Below are 21,308 nucleotides of genomic sequence, written 5' to 3' on the forward strand. Positions count from 1 at the left end.
TCCCGTGCACGAACCGACCCGCGGGTCAGCTCCGTTTTCTTGCCCGCACCGGCCCCGCTCACCCGATAGAGTACCGACCGTGATGTTCGTCGTACTGTCAGTTTCCTTACGGGGCGCGTAAGCTGATGCTGCGCCACCCTCTTTGCACCAGATGTGTCACGAACCCCCCGTGCGGCGGCTATCCACTTGGCACACCCTCCGCCTCATGAACGACGATAGGGGCGGACACGCAGAGACCGCGGGTGAGAGGAGGCGTCAATGGGATCGGTGCGCAAGGCGAGTGCCTGGCTTGGCCTCGTCGACGACAGTGATGACGAGCGCTACTACGACGACGACTACGCCGAGGGACCCGATGCCGGTGACTCGGGCGACAGCCCCTGGGTCACCGACCCCCGGATCCGAGTGGCCGACGAGGCCGCCCAGGACCAGGGCACCCGCATCGCCACGGTCTCCCCGGAGAGCTTCCGGGACGCCCGCGGCATCGGCGAACTGTTCCGGGACGGCGTGCCGGTGATCGTCAATCTGACGGCCATGGACTCCTCCGACGCCAAGAGGGTGGTGGACTTCGCGGCCGGCCTGACGTTCGGTCTGCGCGGTTCGATCGAGCGGGTCGCCACCCGTGTGTTCCTGCTGACCCCCGCCGACTACAGGGTGGTCAGCGGGGAGGCCCGCGGTCATCGCAACGGCGGCTTCTTCAACCAGAGTTGAGCCCGGCCCCCGGGTGTCCGGACGGAGGTCCGGGGGCCCGCGGCGGCAGCCACCGGCGCGCCGGCCCCCGGCTGAGGCAGAGCCCCGCTCAGCGGGCGAGGCCGCTCACCGGAAGGCGTCCAGGCCGGTGAGCGCCTTGCCCAGCACCAGCTGGTGCATCTCGACGGTGCCCTCATAGGTGAGCACCGATTCGAGGTTGGTCGCATGCCGCATGACGGGGTACTCCAGCGAGATCCCGTTGGCACCGAGAATCGTCCGGGCCGTGCGGCAGATCTCGATCGCCTCCCGTACGTTGTTCAGCTTGCCGAAGCTGATCTGCTCGGGGCGCAGCCGCCCCGCGTCCATCCGCTGCCCCAGATGATGGGCCAGCAGGATCCCCTTGTGCAGTTCGACCGCCATGTCGGCGAGCTTGGCCTGGGTGAGCTGGAAGCCGCCGATCGGCTTGCCGAACTGTTCCCGCGTCTTCGCGTAGTCCAGCGCCGCCTCGAAGCTGGCGCGCGCGGCTCCCATGGAGCCCCAGACGATGCCGTAGCGGGCGTGGCTGAGACAGCCGAGGGGGCCGCGCAGTCCGGTGACCTCGGGGAGCACCGCGTCGGCCGGCAGCCGCACGTCGTCCATGACGAGTTCGCTGGTCACCGAGGCACGCAGGGACCACTTATGGGTGATCTCGGGGGCCGAGAACCCGGGGCTGTCGGTGGGGACCACGAAGCCGCGGATGCCGTCGTCCGTCTGCGCCCAGACGACCGCGACACCGGCGACCGAGCCATTGGTGATCCACATCTTGCGCCCGTTGAGCACCCAGTCCCCGCCGTCGCGCTTGGCGTACGTCCGCATCGCGGCGGGGTCGGAGCCGTGGTCGGGCTCGGTCAGGCCGAAGCAGCCGATGATCTCGCCGGCCGCCATGCCGGGCAGCCACCGCTGCTTCTGCTCCTCGGAGCCGAAGCGCCAGATCGCGTACATGGCGAGCGAGCCCTGGACGGAGACCAGCGAGCGGATACCGGAGTCGGCGGCCTCCAGCTCCAGGCAGGCCAGACCGTACTGGACGGCGGAGGCGCCCGCGCAGCCGTAGCCGGTCAGGGACATCCCGAGCGCGCCGAGGGAGCCGAGCTCACGGGCGAGTTCGCGGATGCCGGGGAGTTCGCCGCGCTCGTACCAGTCGGCGATCTGCGGCAGCACCCGGTCGGCGGCCCACCGGCGGACGGTGTCCCGTACGGCGCGGTCCTCGTCGGTCAGCAGATCGTCGAGGCCCAGGGGGTCGCTGGGGTCGAACGGCGGAAGCGTCGAGGACGGCGGTGCGGACATGGCGGGGCCTCCGGCGGATCGGCGCGAAAAACTAGCAGTGGTAGTTATTTGCGCTTCCGACGGTACGGGCCGCGGTGCCGCGCGGCAAGGGTCACCGCCGCGCGGCGGGGCAGGGACGCCCGGGAGGAGCCGGGGTCAGCGGCCGGAGCTCGCCGGGGCGGGCTCGCTGCTGTCGCGGCCGGCGCCCTCACCCGGGGCGGGCTCACCGTCCGCCTCCGCACGCTCCGTGGAGTCCGCCGCCCGGCGCGGCAGCCGCAGTGCGATCCCCGCGCCGACCAGCAGCAGCACGGCGCTGGCGACGAGGGTGACGTGCAGCCCGCGGACGAAGGAGTCCCGGGCGGCCTCCCGCAGGGCGGCGCGGGCGGCTCCGCCCATACCGGCGGCGACCTTGTAGGCCTCGCCGAGGGAGTGCGCCGCCGAGGCGGAGGCCCGTGCGGGGACGCCGTCGACGTGGTTCAGGCCCGGGGCGTAGGCGGCGTTCATGACGCTGCCGAGCAGGGCGACACCGATACCGGCGCCGAGCTGGTAGGAGGTCTCGCCGATCGCGGCGGCGCCGCCGGACTGTTCGGCGGGCGCCTCGCTGAGCATCGACTCGTAGGCGCCGAACAGCGTGGACTGGAAGCCGAAGCCGAGCAGCACGAAGCCCAGGGACAGCAGCCAGGGGCGGTCCTGAGCGCTCATCGCGGTCAGACAGAGCACCGCGACGGCCGTCAGCACGAAGCCGAGGGAGACCATCGCGCGCGGGCCCAGGACCTGAAGCATCTTCGAGCCGGTGAGGCCGGCGGCCATCGCGGCGAAGACCAGCGGCAGCATCCGCAGTCCGGTCTGCAGCGGGCTCAGTCCGAGGACGAGCTGGAGGTACTGAACGGCGATCAGCTGAAGGCCCACCAGGGCGAGCATGGCCAGCACGATGCAGGCGACGGAGGTGCCGAACGCGGGCCGGGCGAACAGCCGCACATCGATCAGCGGGTCCTTGCGGCGGCGCTGGCGGCGGACGAAGAGGACCAGCAGCAGGACGCCGAGGACGATGGGCAGCAGCGTGGTCGGGCCCACCACGGCCGCACCGCTGCCGATCCGCTTCACGCCGAGGACGATCCCCAGCACACCGAGCGCCGCGACGATCGCACCGATCACGTCCCAGGGGCCGTTGCGCTCACCGCGTGACTCCGGCAGCAGCCACCGCCCTATCAGCAGCATCGCGGCCATCATCGGGATGTTGATGAGGAAGACCGAGCCCCACCAGAAGTTCTCGACAAGGAAGCCGCCGAGGACCGGGCCGACCGCGGCACCGACCGCGGCCACCGCGCTCCACACACCGATCGCGACCGCGCGCTCGCGCCGGTCGGGGAAGACCTGCCGCAGGATCGACAGCGTGGCCGGCATGATCATGGCGCCGCCGATGCCGAGCAGGGCGCGGGCGACCATCAGGATCTGCGGATTGGGCGCGAGGGCGGCGGCGGCCGAGGCCAGGCCGAAGAGGCCGTAGCCGAGAAGGAGGACGCGGCGGCGGCCGACGCGGTCGCCGAGGGTGCCGAAGAGGATCAGCAGGGAGGCCGCGATCAGCGGATAGACGTCGACGATCCAGAGGAGCTCGACGGGTCCCGGTCGCAGGTCCTCGGTGACCGAGGGCACGGCGACGTAGAGGATCGTGGTGTCCAGCGCGACGAAGAGCAGGCTGACGCAGAGCACGATCAGCACGGTCCAGCGGTTCGCACCACCACGTGAAAGCCGGGGAACACCAGCCGTCCGTCCACTGCCGGACGCGGTCGTCCCGGACATGCAGCACCTCCAGTCATGCTCTCGCGGCCACGGAACAGGGCGCGAAAACGCCCCGGGCGAACCGGCGGCACGGGCGAGTTAAGACGCTCAGACTACGCGAGTCCCGTGGCGTGCCGCGTGGCTCACCTCACGATGAGACGCTCATCGCAGCGCCATGCGTTCCCCCACTTGCCGTCGGCAGTCGTTCTTCGGCCACCTGGATAATCGTCCCGATGAACGATCTTGCCTCCGCCGCCGTTCCCGGCCGGCCCCCGTACGACGGATCCGTCGTACGGGCCGCGCTGCGCCGGGCCGCGCCCGCGCTGCTGGCGTACGCGGCGATCCGGCTGCTGGGGATCGTGACCCTCGCCCTCTGGTCGGCGGCCGACGGCAAGAACTGGCACACCCTGCTGGCCGCCCGCTGGGACGCGCTCTGGTACACCCGGGTCGCCGAGCAGGGCTACGGCTACACCGTCGCCCTGCCCACCGGCGAAGTGCACTCCAACCTGGCCTTCTTCCCGCTGTTCCCCTGGCTGGAGCGCGGGTTGTCGGCGCTCACGACGCTGTCGCCCGCGGACGCCGGACTGTTGGTGGCCTGGCTGGCGTCGCTGGGTGCGGCCTGGGCGCTGTACGCGACCGGGGAGCGGCTGCACGGGCCGCGGGCCGGGGTCGCGCTCGCGGCGCTGTGGGCCGCGCTGCCGGTCGGGATCGTGCAGTCGATGGCGTACTCGGAGGCGCTGTTCACCGCGCTCGCGGCCTGGAGTCTGTACGCCGTGCTGACGGAGCGCTGGGTGTGGGCGGGGGTGCTGTGCTCGCTGGCCGGGCTGACCCGGCCGGTGGGCGCGGCGGTGGTGGCGGCCGTGTGGCTCACCGCGGCGGTGACGCTGTGGCGGGAGCGGGCCGGCGGGGCACGGCTGCGCACGGCGCCGCTCCGGCACCCGGGGATGCTGCCCGGTGTGCTGCTCGCACCGCTCGGCTGGTGCGGCTACTTCCTGTGGGTCGGGGCGCGGCAGGGCTCGTTCACCGGCTATCTGGACGTCCAGGAAGGCTGGGGCAACGGCTTCGACGGGGGGATCGCGTTCTGCTCCTTCGTCTGGCACCAGCTGTCGGGGCCCACGTTCGCGGCCGGAATCGCCCTGGTCGTCGGCGTCGGACTGGTGATCTGGCTCCACGTGCACGGGGTGCGGCAGGGGCAGCCGCTGCCGCTGGCCGTCTACGGCGGGGCGGTGCTGGTGCTCGCGCTGACCGCCAAGGGCTACTTCGGGTCCAAGCCCCGGCTGATGCTGCCGGCCTACCCGCTGCTGCTGCCCCTGGCAGTGGCGCTGGCGCGAAGACACCCGGTGTGGACCTGGCTGGTCGTCGGGGTGGCGGCGGCGGGCTCCGCGGTCTACGGGGCGTTCTGGCTGAACGGTTCGGGCCCGCCATGACCTCCCGTCGATACTCCGCGTGACCGATCGAGTCCGTTCCGTGAGCATCGCCGCGAGGAAACGTCACGCTACCCATGAGCGAATAGCCGATAAACTCCGGAGGGGAAAAGAAGATAAGGCGCTCAGGGTGACGACACGCGCATGCGCGGAGCCGATTGAGAATCGCCGGGAATTCCCTTCCAAATCCCTGTGGCGAAGCCTCGATTGAGACACATTCCACATCACATCGTCATTACAAAGCGCACAGTTTGACCAAGCACCTACATCACACGCGGTAACGTCGATTGAGTGCGTACCGATGACAAGCTCGACCAGATGGAGGAGCGCCCCACCGATCGCGTTCGACCGCCCAGCATGACCCCGACCCGGATGTGGCTGTTCTGGGGCACCCTGGCGGTCTATCTCGCGATCGTGGCCGGGGTGCTGGCCACTTCATGGCTGGTCACGTTCGACTGGCAGGTCATGTTCTTCCGGCCCTACAAGCAGTGGCCGGAGATCCATGCCTTCCTCGACTACTTCGTGGTGCTGGGGCAGCGCGGACCGACCGCGGTGGCGGTGGCCGCCTGGCTGGGCTGGCGCTGCTGGCGGCAGCGCAACCTCCACCCGCTGCTGGTGCTCGGCGCCTCACTGCTGCTGCTGAACGTCACCGTGGGCGCCGCCAAGCTCGGCATGGGCCGGCTCGGCCCGCACTACGCGACCGTGGTGGGCGCCAACGAGATGTGGCTCGACGGCGACATATTCCCCTCGGGTCACACCGCGAACGCCGTGGTCACGTGGGGTGTGCTGGCCTACCTGGCGACCACCTCGCTGCGCCGCCGCACGCTGTCGGTGATCGCCGCGCTGGGCGCGCTGGGCGTCGGCATGACCACCGTCTACCTCGGGACCCACTGGGTCAGCGATGTGCTGCTCGGCTGGGCCGCGGGGCTGCTGGTGCTGCTGGCGATGCCCTGGCTGGAGCCCGCGGTCACCTGGTTCGAGGACCGTCTCATGGGCGTCCTGCTGCGGCTGTGGCTGCGGCTGCGCCCCGATTCGCTGCGCGGGCCGCTGCCGGCCGGCGCGCCGGCCGCGGGAGTCTCCCGGCAGCGCCTCGCCTCCGACGGCGAGGTCCTGGTACGCGAGACGATCTCCGCCGGTACGGGCGGCCGCTCGGCCACCGGGCACACCCCGGACGGCTGGCCGCACCACCCGTCGCGCCCGTATTCCATCCGCTCGGAGCGCACGCCGACCACCCCGGCGGGCAGCCGGCGGCCACCGCACGCGGACCGCGTCCCGCGCACCTCGCCGCTGAGCCCGACGTCCGGGCGCGGCCGCAACGGGAGCGGCTGACCGCCCCACCAGCCGCGGGGCCGGTACGCACACCCTCACCCCGCACCGAAGGCCCCGGCCGCTCCCAGGAGCGGCCGGGGCCTTCGTCGTCGACAGCCGCGGTCAGCCCTGCCAGCTGCGGTGCACCTCGCCGTCCTTGACCTCGAAGTTGAGCCGGCCGGCCAGGTACTCCATCGTGATGATCGCGCCCGGCGGCAGCGAGCGGACGGTGGTCCAGCCGCGCGCTCTCGCCTGTTCCTCGGCGTCCTGCTGCGCGAGACCGACATACGCCTCGATGTCGTCCTGGGGGTTGTCGGGGAGGTTCGGTACGTCCATGACAGCCACCGTAGGCGCCCGCGACGGCCCGTGGAAGGCCCGCCCTCGCACGCCCCGGTGACTTCCCGGTCCGGCATTGGTCACACTTGTGTCACAGCGAACGTGCGCGCGTTTGCCGGAACTTCCGTCACCCGTACGCGCCGCGTGACGGCGCAACCGGGTGGAAAATTAATCGGCCGGAATTCCGCCTTGATCGAAGACGGAACGGACGCAGTCGGTCCGGTCAACGCGACGCGCCGTCCGAAAACAATCCCCTGTCAGTTCCGGATTTGCATTACCCGACGCCCTTTATCGGCCGACCGGAAATTGGCCAACGAGACACACTCCACACACATTTTCCGCACATCACCCATCACCTCGCTTACCGGGCCCCTCGCTCTCCCGGCCCCGCCGTCCACCGCCCGCCGGATGCCACCGGAACGGACCGGAGCGCCCTCTCGCCCTGCGTCCCCCACGCGAGCATCATGTGCCGGGCCCCAGTCCACCTTCGACGAACGAGGTGCAGCGGATGGTTACGGACGCCGACCGGGCGCACATCCGGCCCTCCGGGGCGCGGCACCCCGGCTCGGTGCTGGTGGACTGGCTGACCACCACCGACCACAAGAAGATCGGGCACCTCTACCTGATCACCGCGTTCGGGTTCTTCCTGGTCGGCGGCCTGCTGGCGATGGTGATGCGCGCCGAGCTGGCCCGTCCGGGGCTCCAGATCATCAACGCCGAACAGTTCAACCAGGCGGTGACCATGCACGGCACGATCATGCTGCTGCTGTTCGCCACCCCCGCGTTCGCCGGTTTCGCGAACGAGATCATGCCGCTTCAGATCGGCTCACCCGATGTGGCCTTCCCGCGGCTGAACATGCTCTCGTACTGGCTGTTCCTCTTCGGCGGGCTGATCGTGCTGGGCAGCTTCCTCACACCGTTCGGCGGCCCGGCCTTCGGGTGGACGGCCTACGCCCCGCTCAACTCGATGGTCCGCTCCCCCGGCGTCGGCGCCGATATGTGGATCATGGGGCTGGCGCTCGCCGGATTCGGCACGATCCTCGGCGCCGTCAACTTCATCACCACGATCATCGTGCTGCGGGCGCCCGGCATGACGATGTTCCGGATGCCGGTGTTCACCTGGAACGTGCTCTTCACATCGATCCTGGTGCTGATGGCCTTCCCCGTGCTGGCGGCCGCGCTGCTGGTGCTGGAGGCGGACCGGCAGTTCGGGGCGGTGGTCTTCGACGCGCAGTGGGGCGGGGCGCTGCTGTGGCAGCACCTGTTCTGGTTCTTCGGCCATCCCGAGGTCTACATCATCGCGCTGCCGTTCTTCGGCATCATCACGGAGATCATCCCGGTCTTCTCCCGCAAGCCGATCTTCGGCTACGTCATGCTGATCGGCGCGACGATGGCCATCACGGCGCTGTCGGTGATGGTCTGGGCGCACCATATGTTCGTGACCGGGGCGGTGCTGCTGCCGTTCTTCTCCATCATGTCGTTCCTGATCGCGGCGCCGACCGGGGTGAAGTTCTTCAACTGGATCGGCACCATGTGGCACGGCTCGGTGTCGTTCGAGACGCCGATGCTCTGGTCGATCGGGTTCCTGGTGAGCTTTCTGTTCGGCGGGCTGACCGGCGTCATCCTGGCCTCACCGCCGATGGACTTCCACGTCACCGACTCGTACTTCGTCGTCGGCCACTTCCACTACGTCGTCTTCGGGACGGTCGTCTTCGCCACCTACGCGGGCTTCTACTTCTGGTGGCCGAAATTCACCGGCAAGATGCTCGACGAGCGCCTGGGAAAGATCCATTTCTGGACGCTGTTCATCGGCTTCCACACCACCTTCCTCGTCCAGCACTGGCTGGGCGTGGAGGGCATGCCCCGGCGGTACGCCGACTATCTGGCCGCCGACGGCTTCACGGCGCTGAACACCTTCTCCACCATCGGCTCCTTCCTGCTCGGGCTGTCCACGCTGCCCTTCCTCTACAACGTCTGGAAGACCACCCACCACGGCGTCAGGATCACCATGGACGACCCGTGGGGCTTCGGCCGGTCCCTGGAGTGGGCGACGTCCTCACCGCCGCCCCGGCACAACTTCACGACCCTGCCGAGGATCCGCTCCGAGTCCCCGGCGTTCGATCTGCACCACCCGGAGGTGGGGAAGCAGCCGGTGGTGGTACCAGAGCCCGGTCCAGCCGGTCCCTGACCTCCTGTACCTTGCCGAGCAGCTCCGGCGGCTCCCGGACCTCGAAGTCGAAGCCGGTCAGCACGATGTGCAGCACCATCAGGTCGAGGCTGTGCGCCCCGGTGCGCAGCAGACAGTGCCGCTCGTCGACCGCTTCGAGCACCCCGGCCGCCGGGCTGATGCGCGCCGCGGCCTGCTCCAGCGAGGCATGCAGCAGCACGGTGGCCCGGGTCGCGTACGCCCGGGTGGAGATGCCCTGGGAGACATAGGCGGCGAGGTCCTCGGCCGGTGGCGTACGGGGGTCGAAGCGCGGGCCGTGCGGCGGGGTGGGGGTGATGCGGTCGGCACGGTAGGTGCGCCAGTCGTCGCGGTCCACGTCCCAGGCGACGAGGTACCAGTGGCGCCGGGCGCAGACCAGGCGGAGCGGTTCCACGGTGCGGCGGGAGGCCGTGCCGTCATGGGTGGTGTAGTCGAAGCGGAGCCGCTGGCTGTCCCGGCAGGCGTGCGCGAGTTCGGTGAGGGTGTGCGGATCCACCCGGGGGCCGCCCGCGTCGAGGATCGGCACGGTGAAGGCGGTCAGCGCCCCGACCCGGCGCCGCAGCCGGTGCGGCAGCACCTGCTCCAGCTTCGCCAGCGCCCGTACGGAGGCCTCCTCGATGCCGTCGACACCACCGGCCGCGGCGGTGCGCAGCCCGACCGCGACCGCCACCGCCTCGTCGTCGTCCAGCAGCAGCGGCGGGAGTTCGGCGCCCGCGCCGAGCCGGTAGCCGCCGGCCGTCCCCGGCGCGGAGTGGACGGGGTAGCCCAGTTCGCGCAGCCGGTCGATGTCCCGGCGCACCGTGCGCGGGGTGACATCGAGCCGGTCGGCGAGCTCCGCGCCGGACCACTCCCGGTGGGCCTGTAGCAGGGAGAGCAGACGGAGCAGACGTGCCGAGGTCTCCAACATGGCCCGAGTTTCGCAGCCCTTGCGGACAGCTGCGGTCCTCGATACCGGACCGGGACCGCAGCCGGTGCCCCGTCAGTCCTCGGCCGGCCCGGCGACCCGTAGGGCCAGGTCGTTGTCGAGCGTGTAATACGGGCCGATCCTGAGCTCGCCCGCGGCGGCCGGCACCGGCAGCGCCGGGTAGCTGAACACCTGCTTCTTGTCGGCGACATCGTCCAGGAGGCGGGCGATCCGCACCGACCGGGCACCGTCGGCGAGGCGCAGCCACAGGTCCCACGGCTCGCTGCCGTGCGCCCACCGGCCGACCAGCTCCGCGTAGGGCAGCGTGAAGGTGAAGTCCGCGCCGTCGACGGTCAGCGGGACGGCCACCGTGGCCGGTGCCGTCTCCGGGGACTTCGGATTGCGGCGCGCACGGGCCTCCGCACGGGCACCGGCGGCCGGGACGGCACCGTAGAGCCGGCCGGAGACCGTCATGCCGTCGGGGGCGACAAGGATGTCACCGGCTTCGGCGTGCGGGCCGCGCAGCCAGCTGCGCAGCGCGAGGTTGCCGAACTTCGTTGCGTACGGGATGCGCACACCGAGGCGGCCGATGCCCGCCAGCGGCCGGCGGTCCACCAGCGACCGCAGATCGTTGACGCCGGGCAGCAGGCGCCGGGGGTCCTGGCCGTCGCCGAGGTCGGCGTAGGCGTTCCAGCGGCCCTCGGCGAGCGCAACGGTGCTGGGCAGTACGGCGCGCAGCCGTCCGGCGCCGTTCGGCCCGAGCGGCAGCCGTACCTCGTCGTCCGCGCCGTCGCCGCCGCGCAGCCGCAGGACCAGCGCCGCGCTCCAGGTGGTGTGGGTGTCCTGAGGGGCGTTCAGGTCGAAGGTGAGGCCGCCCGCGGAGTCCGCGATGCAGTCGGCCCGCAGCTCCGCCGGAGCCGCTTCGCCGCCCCGCTCGCCCGGCCGCCCGGGGCCCTCGGGTCTCGGGCTCGCCGGAGCCATGGGTTCCTGATCGATGGCGGACGACTCCTTCGTCTCGTGTCCGGTCACGGTCAACTGGCTCGCCGCCGTCATACCGTCCGCACCCCTCTCAGCGCGGCGCGGGCCGCGTCCTTGGTGGCGTAAGCGCCGCTGAGCAGGGCTCCGCGGGCGCGATGCAGGCTGCTGTGCCATCGGCTGTCGCGCCTGCGGGCGAGCAGCTCCCCGAAGAGCGCCTCATAGCGCCCGGCGACCGTGGCGGGGTCGAAGCGCGCCGACGAGGCCAGCGCGGCCACCCCCATCCGCCTGCGGGCGGCATCGTCGTTGATCAGCGTCAGCAGCGAGCCGGCCAGCGCCTCCGGATTGCCGACCGGCACCAGCTTGCCGTCCACCCCGTCGTCGATGATCTCGCCCGGCCCGTGCGGGCAGTTGGTGGCGACGACCGGCAGACCGCAGCGCATGGCCTCGACGATGGTCATCCCGAAGGACTCCAGGCTGGAGGAGACCGCGGCGATCGAGCCCTTGGCCCACTCCGGCTCCAGAGGGTTGGCCGGGCCCATCAGGAAGACGTGGTTGTACAGGCCGAGTTCGTCGATCAGGGCGCGCAGCGTGGCCTTCTCGGCGCCGCCGCCGTAGATCCGCAGCCGCCAGTCGGGCCGCTCGGCGGCGACCTGGGCGAAGGCGCGTATCAGCACGTCATAGCGCTTGACGCGGGCGAGCCGGCCGGCCGCGACGACCCATTTGCCGCTGCCGTCGGCAGGTGCGAGAGCGGGCGCCGGCACGCTGTTGGGCACCGCCTCGACGCGCACGCCGGGCAGCCGCAGCGTCCGGCGGTAGGCGTCGGCATCGGCCTCGGTGACGGTGGTGACCGCGTCGAGGCGCGGATAGGCGCCGCGCAGCGCCAGCTTGAGCGCCCGGTTGTGGGTGTCCAGGGTGAGGTGCTCCTGGCCTATCCGCACCGGGCCGCGGCGCGCCTGCCTGGCGATGTGCACATTGAGGCCGGGCCGGGTACCGACCAGCACGTCCGCCTCCGTACGGCGCAGATACTGGGCGATCCGGCGGTCGGTGAGCTCGCTGTACTGGTCGTAGCGGCCCTCGGCGGCGGGGAAGACCCTGGCGGGACGGGCGTGCTCGGGATCGGCGCCGTCATGGCCCGGACTGCTCTCCCTGAGGTCCACGAGATGCCGCAGCGAAACACGGGGACCCAGGTCGAAGACCGGGTCGTCGCGGTGCCGCAGGACGGACACGATCTCGACGTCATGCCGTTCGGCCAGCGTCCGGGCCAGATTGAACGTGGTCCGGATCGTCCCCCCGATACCGTAGGCATTGTGAATCAGGAATGAGATGTGCATCCGTCCCCGTGTCCCCTGGTCTTCCGGTCCTGCCTGATCTCCCCCGGGGCCGCTTCGCGCTCCCCTCCTGATGGTGCGAGGCAGCCCCCTGCTCTAGGGAAGGACCGCGAAACGGGGATCCCGGTTGGGCCTTTCGCCAACTTGTTCCAAAAGAGTTAGTTCATCGGTAATCACTTCATGGAACCCTTGGGCCATAAATCCCCTCCGCCCCACGGGAGCCGGAGACGTCCGCTGAGCGCCGCGCACCCCGGCCCGGCGGCGCCCCCGGAAAATCGCTGGCCGCCGCCCGTCCCCCGCGTCACGCTGGCCCCATGGATGACTCAACTGTTGATGACACCGCCTTATCCGCATTCGTGGAGCAGGGCTTCCTCCGTGTGGAGGGCGCGTTCTCACCCGAGGTCGCGGCGGAGTGCCGGGAGATCATGTGGCGGGACCTCCCGGGTGAGCCCGGCGATCCGGCGACATGGAAGGACCCCGTCGTCCGGCTCGGCTTCTACGGGCAGGAACCCTTCCGGGCCGCCGTCAATTCGCCCCGGCTGCGCGCCGCGTACGACGCGCTCACCGGAAAGGAGCGCTGGGCTCCGCGCGGCGACCTCGGCACGTTCCCGGTGCGGTTCCGCAGCGACGACGAACCGGGCGACGACGGCTGGCACATCGACGCGAGCTTCCCGGGCGACGACCCCGCCGACTTCCTGTCCTACCGGGTGAACGCCGCGTCCAGGGGCCGCTGGCTGCTGATGCTGTTCCTGATGTCCGACGTGGGGGACGACGACGCGCCGACCCGCATCCGGGTCGGCTCCCATCTGGACGTCGCCGCACTCCTCGGGCCGGAGGGTGAGGCCGGGCTGTCCTTCATGGACCTCGCCGGGCGCGCGGTGCCCGCCACCGAGCACCGGCCGCTCGCCCTGGCCACCGGCCGCGCCGGTGACGTCTACCTCTGCCACCCATTCCTGGTGCACGGCGCACAGCCGCACCGGGGCACCGAGCCCCGTTTCATGGCCCAGCCGCCGCTGCTCCCCAGGCCGGGTGCGGACCCCCGCATCGAACGGCCCGACGGGGACTACTCACCGGTGGAGGTCGCCATTCGACGCGGTCTCGGATACTGACGCCGACGGCCCAGCGTTCAGGGCCGTTCTAGGGGAGCCGCAGCCGGGTGCCGATCGACAGCCGGTTGGGGTTCTGGCCGATGGCCGACCGGTTGGCCTTGTAGAGCGCCTGCCAGCCGCCCGTCACCCGGTACTTGGCGGCGATCTCGCCGAGCGTCTCCCCGCGCCGTACGACATGGGTCCGGCTCTTGGCGGTCAGCCCGTAGCGCCGGGCGCACTCCGGCCAGGCGCCCCAGCCCTGGGCGGCCTGGACCCTCTTCGCGACCTCGATCTGCTCCTCACGGGAGGCGAGGTCGGCCCGCCGCGCGAAGGCCAGGCCGCCGAAGTCCTCCCAGGTGGGCTGGTGGAACTGGAGCCCGCCGTAGAAGGAGTTGCCGGTGTTGATGTGCCAGTCACCGCTGCTCTCGCACTCGGCGAGGCAGCCCCATGGCCACTGGTCACCGGCGCAGGCGTGCGAGGTCCTGCCGGGGCCGTCCGGCCCGTCGGCGGCGGCGCCCCCGGGCAGGCCCAGGAGCAGGGCGGCGGCCGCCGCGGTGAGCAGCCCGACGGATCCCACGAGGCGCCGTGGCGCCGAAGAGTTGTCCGACATAGCCGGTGACGGTAAGCAGCCCGCCGGCGCCGGCGAGCGTGCCACGCCCTCGGCGTCCCGGTCCCACCCGGTCCGGCGTACGGAACGCCGCCGACTGCGCCAAGTTCTGCGCAAGAGTTGGCGTTAAGTGACCGCTTGTGGGGCGGCTTTCCGTGATTTTCCGCTGTGCGGCGATTGGTTCGATTCTGTTCCCGTCCTCGCGTGACTCCTGCCGCAGGTCACCCGTTGTGCTTGTACGAGCCGGGAGACCACCCGGCAGACGCACAGAGATCGAGGAGCCACCCGTGCCGCGCATGCTCGACGTCAGCGACGACGTTCGCGCCGAGATCGGCGACGAAGAAGCCGACCGCCTGCTGGCCGGTGGCGACGCCCCCGGCAGCTATGACTGCACCTCCTGCCGGACCCCCGGAGACAGCGACCAGGAGCGCACCAGCACCGTCCTGTTCGTGGGCGAGGAGACCGCGGTGCTCGCGTTCGCCCATGCCACCTGCATCCCCTCGCAGGTCGTCCCGGTCTCGGAGGAGCAGCTCCAGGGAGCCGTACGCTCCATCACCGGAGAGGACGCCGCCCCCCGCACGCCCGGATCGCAGCCGTCCCCGGCCGTCCCGGTTCCCACCGCGCCCCGCCAGGCGACCCTCGGGATCACCTGCGGTCTGGTGCTCGTCGAGGCCGACCTGCGCCCGGCCCTGGTGGTCGAGCCCGACGGCCCGATCGCCCGTCCCGGCTCGGCCGGCCCGGATGACGACTTCCTGCCGCTGCTCCTGGAGCAGGGCTTCCACCCGGTCACGGACATGAACCAGCTCCCCGGCCCGAACCCGGGCTGGTCCGCGCTGCTGGCCATGGGCAAACTGCACGCCGTCCTCCAGCCGGGCAACTCCGGCCAGCAGTCCGCCTGGTGGCAGGCCCACCAGCCGCTGGCCGTCTCGGACGGCTGGCGCGCCGCGGCCAACAAGGCACAGTCCGTGGTGCTGTACGCCGCACCCGCCGGCACCATCGGCCACCAGCCCCGCGAGGACCTGATGCGGCAGGCACTGGAGGACGCCGCCGCGAAGGGCGCCTTGGTCGCCGCGGAGATCCCGCTGGCCGGCACCTGATCTTCCCGTGGTCCCGATCGCGGGGGCAGGACCGCCGATCCGGCCGGTCATGCCCTCGCGATCAGCCATTTCCGCAGGAAAGCCGCATCCCGCGGCCATCGGGGTCGTTGGCACATACGTGCACGCATACGACCCCTCCGTTCCCGCCCAGTACACCCACCCGATCCCCGGCATGCGCCCGTCACGCGAACACGGGCCGGCGCACACCGCGGACCACGGCTCGGCCACGCCGATCTATGACGCGCTGTACGCCGAGTACCGCCGCAGCTTCCGGGCGCTGCCCGGGGACCGTACGGACGAGCCGGAACTCCCGGAGTCGCTACGCGGAAGCTGGAGCCGTACGCCGGGCTCCGCGGGCCACTGGGAGGTCGTGAGCCGACAGCCCTACCACTCCCGGGGGCAGGGCCCGGCGGCGCTCCCACCGGCCCGGCGGGATTCCCGGCCGCGCGGACACTGAGCCGTCCGCACGGCCGGAGAGCGCCGCTACTTCTTCTTGCTGCGCTTCTCGCGCACGCGCACGGAGATGTGGATCGGCGTCCCGTCGAAGCTGAACTCCTCCCGCAGCCGGCGCTCGACGAAGCGGCGGTAGCCGGCCTCCAGGAAGCCGGAGGCGAACAGGACGAAGCGCGGCGGCTTGGTGCCCGCCTGGGTGCCGAAGAGGATGCGGGGCTGCTTGCCGCCGCGGATCGGGTGCGGGTGGGAGGCGACGATCTCACCGAGGAAGGCGTTCAGCCGCCCGGTGGGGATCCGGGTCTCCCAGCCCGCCAGCGCGGTCTCGATCGCCGGGACCAGCTTCTCCATGTGGCGGCCGGTGCGCGCGGAGACGTTTACCCGCATCGCCCAGGGGATCTGCACGAGGTCCCGCTCGATCTCCCGCTCCAGGTAGAAGCGGCGCTCCTCGTCGAGGGTGTCCCACTTGTTGTAGGCGATGACCAGGGCGCGTCCGGCCTCCACGGCCATCGTGATGATGCGCTGGTCCTGGACGCTGATGGACTCGGACGCGTCGATCAGGACGACGGCGACCTCGGCCTTCTCGACGGCCGCCGCGGTGCGCAGCGAGGCGTAGTAGTCGGCGCCTTCCTGGAGGTGCACCCGGCGGCGGATACCGGCGGTGTCCACGAACTTCCAGGTCTTGCCGGCCAGTTCGATCAGCTCGTCGACCGGGTCGCGGGTGGTGCCGGCCTGCTCGTTGACGACCACCCGCTCCTCGCCGGCGACCTTGTTCAGCAGCGACGACTTGCCGACGTTCGGGCGGCCGATCAGCGCGATCCGGCGGGGGCCGCCGAGGGCCGTGCCGAAGGTCTGCGCGGGGGCCTCGGGCAGCGCCTCCAGCGCGGCGTCGAGCATGTCGCCGGTGCCCCGGCCGTGCAGCGCGGAGATCGGGTGCGGCTCGCCGAGGCCCAGCGACCACAGCATGGCGGCGTCGGCCTCACCGGACTGGCCGTCGACCTTGTTGGCGACCAGGACGACGGGCTTGCCGGAGCGGCGCAGCAGCTTGACGACGGCCTCGTCGGTGTCGGTCGCGCCGACCTTGGCGTCGACGACGAAGACGACCGCGTCCGCGGCCTCGATGGCGAACTCGGCCTGCATCGCCACGGAGGCGTCGATGCCGAGGACGTCCTGCTCCCAGCCGCCGGTGTCGACGACCTTGAAGCGGCGGCCGTTCCAGTCGGCCTCGTAGGTGACACGGTCGCGGGTGACGCCCGGCTTGTCCTCGACGACCGCTTCCCGGCGGCCGATGATGCGGTTCACCAGGGTCGACTTACCGACATTGGGGCGGCCGACGACGGCGAGGACGGGCAGCGGACCATGGCCGGCCGCGGCGATGTCACCCTCGACCTCCTCGAGATCGAAGCCCTCCTCCGCGGCAAGCTCCATGAACTCCGCGTACTCGGCGTCGCCAAGCGCACCGTGCTCGTCGCCGGTAGGGGTCTGGTCGTTCATGAAGTCCGTTCCTCGTTCATCATCGGTGGGCCACTCGTCCGCGGCCCACTACTCATGTGTGGTTCAGCGCCCGGTCAGGCGCCTGGCCTCCGCCAGGTGGGCGGTCAGCCGCTCCTGGATCCGTACGGTCGCCTCGTCGAGCGCCTTACGGGTGCGCCGACCGCTGCCGTCACCCGCCTCGAAGGCGTCCCCGAAAACGACGTCGACGCGGGAGCGCAGCGCCGGTACGGCCGACGACAGCCGGCTGTGCCGGTCCTTGCCGCCGAGCACCGCCGCCGGCACGACCGGGGCCCCGGAGCGCACCGCGAAGTACGCCAGGCCCGCCCGCAGGGAGGCGAAGTCGCCCTCGCCGCGGGTGCCTTCGGGGAAGATCCCCAGCACGCCGCCGTCCGTCAGCACCCCGAGAGCGTCGGTGATCGCCTTGCGGTCGGTGGTGTCGCGGTCCACCTTCAGCTGCCCGATGCCCCGCAGGAACGGGTCCAGCGGGCCGACGAAGGCTTCCTTCTTGATCAGGAAGTGCACCGGCCGCGGCGCGGTGCCCATCAGCATCGGGCCGTCGATACCGTGCGAGTGGTTGACGGCGAGGATCACCGGGCCGGCCGACGGCACCCGCCAGGCACCCAGCACCCGCGGCCGCCACAGCCCGTACATCAGGCCGATGCCGATCCGGCGGCCGACCGCGGCACCCGCCGCGCTCGGCGCCCTGCCGCTGTCGGTCACCGGGCGGCCCGCCCTGCCTTTTCGGCGCCGGCGCCCTCGATAAGAGTGACCACACACTCGATGACCTGCTCCAGGGTCAGCTCGGTGGTGTCCACCTCGACGGCGTCGTCCGCCTTGGCCAGCGGGGAGGTCTTGCGGCCGGAGTCGGCGGCGTCGCGCTTGATCAGCGCCTCGCGGGTGGCGGCCAGGTCACCGGCCTCCTTGCCCTTGAGCTCACCGCTGCGGCGGGCCGCCCGCGCCTCGGGGGAGGCGGTGAGGAAGACCTTGAGGTCGGCGTCGGGCAGGACGGTGATGCCGATGTCCCGGCCCTCGACGACGATGCCGAGCGGCGCCTCCGCGGCGATGCTGCGCTGGAGGTCGGTGATCAGGGTCCGCACCTCGGGGACGGCGCTGACCGCGCTGACCGCGGAGGTGACCTCCTGGGTGCGGATCGGGCCCGCGGCGTCCAGGCCGTCGACGGTGATGGTCGGGGCGGCCGGGTCGGTGCCGGAGACGATCACGGGCTTGGCGGCGGCGTCGGCCACCGCGATCGCGTCATTGACGTCGATCCCGTTGTTCAGCATCCACCAGGTGATCGCGCGGTACTGGGCACCGGTGTCGAGGTAGCCGAGGCCCAGCTTGGCGGCGACGGCCTTGGACGTGCTGGACTTGCCCGTGCCTGCGGGGCCGTCGATGGCGACAATCACTGCTGCCGGGGCGGTCCGAGCGGCGGTTTCCACGGTGACGAACACCTTTCTTGTACACGGGGCGGGGGTCCAAGGGCCATAAGGGCCTCGGACAAGGTTACTGGCTCACCCGCACCGCCCCGTCCACGGCGTCACTGCCGGATCGACCAGCCCCGCTCCCGCAGCTCCGCGGTGAGCACCGGCACCGCCTGCGGCTCGACCATGAGCTGGATGAAGCCCGCCTGCTGGCCGGTGGCGTGCTCGATGCGGACGTCCTCGATATTGACCCCGGCCCGGCCGGCGTCGGCGAAGATCCGGGCCAGCTCACCGGGCTGGTCGCCGATGTAGACGGCGACGATCTCGTAGGTGGCCGGGGCGGCGCCGTGCTTGCCCGGCACCCGCTCCCGCCCGGCGTTGCCGCGGCGCAGCACGTCCTCGATGCCGCCGGCACCGCCGCCGCGCTTGTCCTCGTCGGCGGACTCCAGAGCACGCAGGGAACGCACCGTCTCGTCGAGATCGGCGGCGATCTCGGACAGCACATCGGCGACCGGGCCCGGGTTCGCGGACAGGATGTCGATCCACATCGCCGGGTCGGAGGCCGCGATCCGTGTCACATCCCGGATGCCCTGGCCGCAGAGGCGTACGGCGGTCTCGTCGGCGCCCTTGAGGCGGGCGGCGACGAGGCTGGAGAGCAGCTGCGGGGTGTGCGAGACGAGGGCGACCGCGCGGTCGTGCGCATCCGCGTCCATCACCACCGGGACGGCCCGGCACAGCGCGACCAGCTCCAGCGCGAGATTGAGCACCTCGGTGTCGCCGTCACGGGTCGGGGTCAGCACCCAGGGGCGGCCCTCGAAGAGGTCGGCGGTGGCGGCCAGCGGGCCGGAGCGCTCCTTGCCCGCCATCGGGTGCGTGCCGAGGTAGCCGGACAGATCGCGGCCCATCGCCTCCAGCTCACGGCGCGGGCCGCCCTTGACGCTGGCGACGTCGATGTAGGCACGGGCCGCCCCGCGCCGCATCGCGTCCGCCAGCGCCGTCGCGACATGGGCCGGCGGCACGGCCACGATGGCCAGATCCACCGGTCCCGGCGGCGGCTCGGCGGTACCCGCACCCAGCGCGGCGGCCGTCAGGGCCTGGGCCTGGTCATGGTCCTCCAGGAACACCTGCACACCCCGCGCGTTGAGCGCGAGCGCGGCCGAGGTGCCGATCAGGCCCGTGCCGATGACGAGTGCGGTCCTCACTGCGCGATGTCCTTCCGCAGCGCCCCGGCAGCGCCGAGGTAGACATGGGCGATCCCGGCCCGGGACAGATCGGTCTCGACATGGGCCAGCACCCGCACCACGCGCTCCATGGCGCCGGTGATGTCCAGCTCCTGGGCGCAGATCAGCGGGACGTCCGTGATGCCCAGGGCCCGCGCGGCGGCGGCCGGGAAATCGCTGTGCAGGTCGGGGGTGGCGGTGAACCACACACTGATCAGGTCGTCCGCGCGCAGCTCGTTGCGCTCCAGAATGGCGGTGAGCAGCGCGCCGACCTGCTCCTGCATGTGCTCCGCGTCGTCCCGCTCCAGCTGGACGGCCCCGCGGACCGCTCGTACCGCCACGTCACTGCTCCCCTGCGTTATGTGCCGCGTCACGCACCTGTGCGCGCACTGATCAGCGTAACCAGCCGCACGGACAATCCGTACGGCCGCGGCCGGACCGGCAGCGCGGGACGGCGGTCCGCGCGCCCCGCGACCACCCGTGCACCGACGGTGGCCGAGCCCTCAACCGGCCGGTAAACGCACCGCCGAAACCTGGTGACACCGCCCCCTCCCGCCAGCGACAATCGCCGCCATGTCCGAAGCCGCCGCAGATCACTCCCTGGTCACCGAGCACACCGTCTACGCCTGCGTGATGGGCTCGCGCGCCTTCGGCCTGGCCACGGAGACCAGCGACACCGACCGCCGCGGGGTGTTTCTCGCCCCCACCCCGCTCTTCTGGGGCTTCGAGAAGCCGCCGACCCATGTGGAGGGACCGCGCGAGGAGGAGTTCTCCTGGGAGCTGGAACGGTTCTGCCAGCTGGCGCTGCGCGCCAACCCCACCGTCCTGGAATGCCTGCACTCCCCGCTCGTGGAGCGGATCGACACCACCGGCCGGGAACTGCTCACGCTGCGCGAGGCGTTCCTGTCCCGGCAGGTCCACCGCACCTTCGCCGGCTACGCCGGCGGCCAGCTCAAACAACTGCGCGCCGACGTACGGCAGCACGGCGCGCCCCGCTGGAAACACGCCATGCACCTGCTGCGGATACTGGCCTGCTCCCGCGACCTGCTCCGCACCGGCGAGCTCACCCTCGACGTCGGCCCGGACCGGGACCACCTGCTGGCAGTCCGCCGCGGCGAGGTCCCCTGGAACACGGTGGAACGCCGAATGGCCCGCCTCTCCGAAGAAGCCGAAGCCGCGGTCTCCGGCTCCCCCCTACCAGCCAGCCCTGACCGGGCCCGGGTAGCCGACTTCTTGTACCGCGCCCGGAGCGCTTCTGCGCTTGCTTGACGGCCCGCGTTTTTGGCTTTCCCGCCGTGGTGGTTGCTCGCCGTTTGTGGCCCGCTTGCGCGGTGCCCCCGCCGTTGCGCCTGCGGCGGGCCGGGTCCGCTGCGCGGGGCTGTGGGTGCGGTGACGGACCTCCGGGGCCGGTGTGTGGGACTGCTTCGCTTTACGTCCCACACACCGGCCCCTCCGGCCCGTCCCCTCCCGTGGGGGAGTGAGTGACGGTGAGTGGGGGCGGGCCACCCATGCCCATCCCTACGCCGATGCCCACACCCGTGCTCGTGCCCGTGCCCACACCCGTCCCCATGGCATGTGATCAACGAGCCGCACCGGACCACCTACGGGTCCACCCACCAAGGTTTTCCCACCCCTCAACGGGAGGGGACGGGTCGGAGCGGGTGGGGGTTTCCGGACGT

20 protein-coding genes are annotated in these 21,308 nt (G+C 71.6%); 8 read left to right on the plus strand and 12 right to left on the minus strand.

The window, feature by feature from the left end; genetic code table 11:
• Nucleotides 1-258: 258 nt before the first annotated feature.
• On the plus strand, nucleotides 259-708 hold the full coding sequence (locus QT196_RS09135; protein ID WP_168478429.1) for a cell division protein SepF: 450 nt from the start codon (nucleotides 259-261) through the stop codon (nucleotides 706-708).
• Between the two features lie 105 nt (nucleotides 709-813).
• On the opposite strand, the gene QT196_RS09140 is transcribed toward QT196_RS09135, so the two are convergent.
• Complete coding sequence (locus tag QT196_RS09140) at nucleotides 814-2,010, minus strand: acyl-CoA dehydrogenase family protein (protein WP_168478430.1); 1,197 nt, start codon at nucleotides 2,008-2,010, stop codon at nucleotides 814-816.
• A gap of 135 nt (nucleotides 2,011-2,145) precedes the next feature.
• The gene (locus tag QT196_RS09145) at nucleotides 2,146-3,789 is read right to left on the minus strand and encodes an MFS transporter (RefSeq protein ID WP_168478431.1); all 1,644 of its coding nucleotides are present in this window, start codon (nucleotides 3,787-3,789) and stop codon (nucleotides 2,146-2,148) included.
• Nucleotides 3,790-4,001: 212 nt separating this feature from the next.
• Here QT196_RS09145 and QT196_RS09150 point away from each other — a divergent pair, with 212 nt between their 5' ends.
• Both QT196_RS09150 and QT196_RS09155 read left to right on the plus strand, forming a co-directional pair.
• On the plus strand, nucleotides 4,002-5,195 hold the full coding sequence (locus QT196_RS09150) for a hypothetical protein (RefSeq protein WP_290354724.1): 1,194 nt from the start codon (nucleotides 4,002-4,004) through the stop codon (nucleotides 5,193-5,195).
• A 288-nt stretch (nucleotides 5,196-5,483) separates the two neighbouring features.
• Entirely contained in the window at nucleotides 5,484-6,521 is a 1,038-nt protein-coding gene (locus QT196_RS09155; protein WP_290354725.1) for a phosphatase PAP2 family protein, read from the plus strand.
• Between the two features lie 102 nt (nucleotides 6,522-6,623).
• On the opposite strand, the gene QT196_RS09160 is transcribed toward QT196_RS09155, so the two are convergent.
• The gene (locus tag QT196_RS09160; RefSeq protein ID WP_042157438.1) at nucleotides 6,624-6,836 is read right to left on the minus strand and encodes an I78 family peptidase inhibitor; all 213 of its coding nucleotides are present in this window, start codon (nucleotides 6,834-6,836) and stop codon (nucleotides 6,624-6,626) included.
• 508 nt (nucleotides 6,837-7,344) lie between these two features.
• Here QT196_RS09160 and ctaD point away from each other — a divergent pair.
• Nucleotides 7,345-9,024, plus strand: coding sequence for a cytochrome c oxidase subunit I (ctaD, locus tag QT196_RS09165; protein ID WP_168478433.1), 1,680 nt, complete (start codon nucleotides 7,345-7,347; stop codon nucleotides 9,022-9,024).
• Here the strand turns inward: ctaD and QT196_RS09170 are convergent.
• The 3 genes from QT196_RS09170 to QT196_RS09180 all read right to left on the minus strand — a co-directional run bounded on the left by QT196_RS09170 (nucleotide 8,915) and on the right by QT196_RS09180 (nucleotide 12,255).
• The gene (locus tag QT196_RS09170; protein WP_168478434.1) at nucleotides 8,915-9,949 is read right to left on the minus strand and encodes a YafY family protein; all 1,035 of its coding nucleotides are present in this window, start codon (nucleotides 9,947-9,949) and stop codon (nucleotides 8,915-8,917) included. The genes ctaD and QT196_RS09170 overlap by 110 nt on opposite strands.
• 72 nt (nucleotides 9,950-10,021) lie before the next feature.
• A complete protein-coding gene (locus tag QT196_RS09175; protein ID WP_290354726.1) occupies nucleotides 10,022-10,999 on the minus strand; it encodes a hypothetical protein in 978 nt (325 codons plus the stop codon).
• Nucleotides 10,996-12,255 carry a glycosyltransferase family 4 protein gene (locus tag QT196_RS09180; RefSeq protein WP_290354727.1) on the minus strand — a complete coding sequence of 420 codons (1,260 nt, stop codon included), beginning with the start codon at nucleotides 12,253-12,255 and terminating at the stop codon, nucleotides 10,996-10,998. Before QT196_RS09180 ends, QT196_RS09175 begins: the two co-directional genes overlap by 4 nt.
• A gap of 311 nt (nucleotides 12,256-12,566) precedes the next feature.
• On the opposite strand from QT196_RS09180, the gene QT196_RS09185 reads away from it, so the two are divergent.
• Complete coding sequence (locus tag QT196_RS09185) at nucleotides 12,567-13,361, plus strand: phytanoyl-CoA dioxygenase family protein (protein WP_168478437.1); 795 nt, start codon at nucleotides 12,567-12,569, stop codon at nucleotides 13,359-13,361.
• Nucleotides 13,362-13,389: 28 nt separating this feature from the next.
• On the opposite strand, the gene QT196_RS09190 is transcribed toward QT196_RS09185, so the two are convergent.
• Nucleotides 13,390-13,950, minus strand: coding sequence for a transglycosylase family protein (locus QT196_RS09190; protein ID WP_168478438.1), 561 nt, complete (start codon nucleotides 13,948-13,950; stop codon nucleotides 13,390-13,392).
• A gap of 284 nt (nucleotides 13,951-14,234) precedes the next feature.
• Here QT196_RS09190 and QT196_RS09195 point away from each other — a divergent pair, with 284 nt between their 5' ends.
• Complete coding sequence (locus QT196_RS09195; protein ID WP_085924245.1) at nucleotides 14,235-15,044, plus strand: hypothetical protein; 810 nt, start codon at nucleotides 14,235-14,237, stop codon at nucleotides 15,042-15,044.
• 118 nt (nucleotides 15,045-15,162) lie between these two features.
• Complete coding sequence (locus QT196_RS09200; RefSeq protein ID WP_168478439.1) at nucleotides 15,163-15,501, plus strand: hypothetical protein; 339 nt, start codon at nucleotides 15,163-15,165, stop codon at nucleotides 15,499-15,501.
• A gap of 26 nt (nucleotides 15,502-15,527) precedes the next feature.
• On the opposite strand, the gene der is transcribed toward QT196_RS09200, so the two are convergent.
• The 5 genes from der to aroH form a co-directional block, all read right to left on the minus strand.
• The gene (gene der, locus QT196_RS09205) at nucleotides 15,528-16,988 is read right to left on the minus strand and encodes a ribosome biogenesis GTPase Der (protein ID WP_168478440.1); all 1,461 of its coding nucleotides are present in this window, start codon (nucleotides 16,986-16,988) and stop codon (nucleotides 15,528-15,530) included.
• Between the two features lie 63 nt (nucleotides 16,989-17,051).
• On the minus strand, nucleotides 17,052-17,708 hold the full coding sequence (locus QT196_RS09210) for a lysophospholipid acyltransferase family protein (protein ID WP_290354728.1): 657 nt from the start codon (nucleotides 17,706-17,708) through the stop codon (nucleotides 17,052-17,054).
• A complete protein-coding gene (cmk, locus tag QT196_RS09215; protein ID WP_168478442.1) occupies nucleotides 17,705-18,439 on the minus strand; it encodes a (d)CMP kinase in 735 nt (244 codons plus the stop codon). Before cmk ends, QT196_RS09210 begins: the two co-directional genes overlap by 4 nt.
• Before the next feature lie 86 nt (nucleotides 18,440-18,525).
• The gene (locus tag QT196_RS09220) at nucleotides 18,526-19,611 is read right to left on the minus strand and encodes a prephenate dehydrogenase (protein WP_168478443.1); all 1,086 of its coding nucleotides are present in this window, start codon (nucleotides 19,609-19,611) and stop codon (nucleotides 18,526-18,528) included.
• Complete coding sequence (gene aroH / locus QT196_RS09225; protein ID WP_042157464.1) at nucleotides 19,608-19,970, minus strand: chorismate mutase; 363 nt, start codon at nucleotides 19,968-19,970, stop codon at nucleotides 19,608-19,610. Before aroH ends, QT196_RS09220 begins: the two co-directional genes overlap by 4 nt.
• A gap of 232 nt (nucleotides 19,971-20,202) precedes the next feature.
• Here aroH and QT196_RS09230 point away from each other — a divergent pair, with 232 nt between their 5' ends.
• Entirely contained in the window at nucleotides 20,203-20,898 is a 696-nt protein-coding gene (locus tag QT196_RS09230; RefSeq protein WP_168478444.1) for a nucleotidyltransferase domain-containing protein, read from the plus strand.
• Nucleotides 20,899-21,308: the final 410 nt, after the last annotated feature.

The sequence above is a fragment of the Streptomyces sp. P9-2B-2 genome (assembly GCF_030406865.1).
Lineage (GTDB): Bacteria > Actinomycetota > Actinomycetes > Streptomycetales > Streptomycetaceae > Streptomyces > Streptomyces platensis.

What these genes read in the sequence shown, in the direction of transcription:
- QT196_RS09135 (WP_168478429.1), top strand. Translation starts at nt 259, where the DNA reads ATGGGATCGGTGCGCAAGGCGAGTGCCTGGCTTGGCCTCGTCGACGAC.
- QT196_RS09140 (WP_168478430.1), bottom strand. Translation starts at nt 2,010, where the DNA reads ATGTCCGCACCGCCGTCCTCGACGCTTCCGCCGTTCGACCCCAGCGAC.
- QT196_RS09145 (WP_168478431.1), bottom strand. Translation starts at nt 3,789, where the DNA reads ATGTCCGGGACGACCGCGTCCGGCAGTGGACGGACGGCTGGTGTTCCC.
- QT196_RS09150 (WP_290354724.1), top strand. Translation starts at nt 4,002, where the DNA reads ATGAACGATCTTGCCTCCGCCGCCGTTCCCGGCCGGCCCCCGTACGAC.
- QT196_RS09160 (WP_042157438.1), bottom strand. Translation starts at nt 6,836, where the DNA reads ATGGACGTACCGAACCTCCCCGACAACCCCCAGGACGACATCGAGGCG.
- ctaD (WP_168478433.1), top strand. Translation starts at nt 7,345, where the DNA reads ATGGTTACGGACGCCGACCGGGCGCACATCCGGCCCTCCGGGGCGCGG.
- QT196_RS09170 (WP_168478434.1), bottom strand. Translation starts at nt 9,949, where the DNA reads ATGTTGGAGACCTCGGCACGTCTGCTCCGTCTGCTCTCCCTGCTACAG.
- QT196_RS09175 (WP_290354726.1), bottom strand. Translation starts at nt 10,999, where the DNA reads ATGACGGCGGCGAGCCAGTTGACCGTGACCGGACACGAGACGAAGGAG.
- QT196_RS09180 (WP_290354727.1), bottom strand. Translation starts at nt 12,255, where the DNA reads ATGCACATCTCATTCCTGATTCACAATGCCTACGGTATCGGGGGGACG.
- QT196_RS09185 (WP_168478437.1), top strand. Translation starts at nt 12,567, where the DNA reads ATGGATGACTCAACTGTTGATGACACCGCCTTATCCGCATTCGTGGAG.
- QT196_RS09190 (WP_168478438.1), bottom strand. Translation starts at nt 13,950, where the DNA reads ATGTCGGACAACTCTTCGGCGCCACGGCGCCTCGTGGGATCCGTCGGG.
- der (WP_168478440.1), bottom strand. Translation starts at nt 16,988, where the DNA reads ATGAACGACCAGACCCCTACCGGCGACGAGCACGGTGCGCTTGGCGAC.
- QT196_RS09230 (WP_168478444.1), top strand. Translation starts at nt 20,203, where the DNA reads ATGTCCGAAGCCGCCGCAGATCACTCCCTGGTCACCGAGCACACCGTC.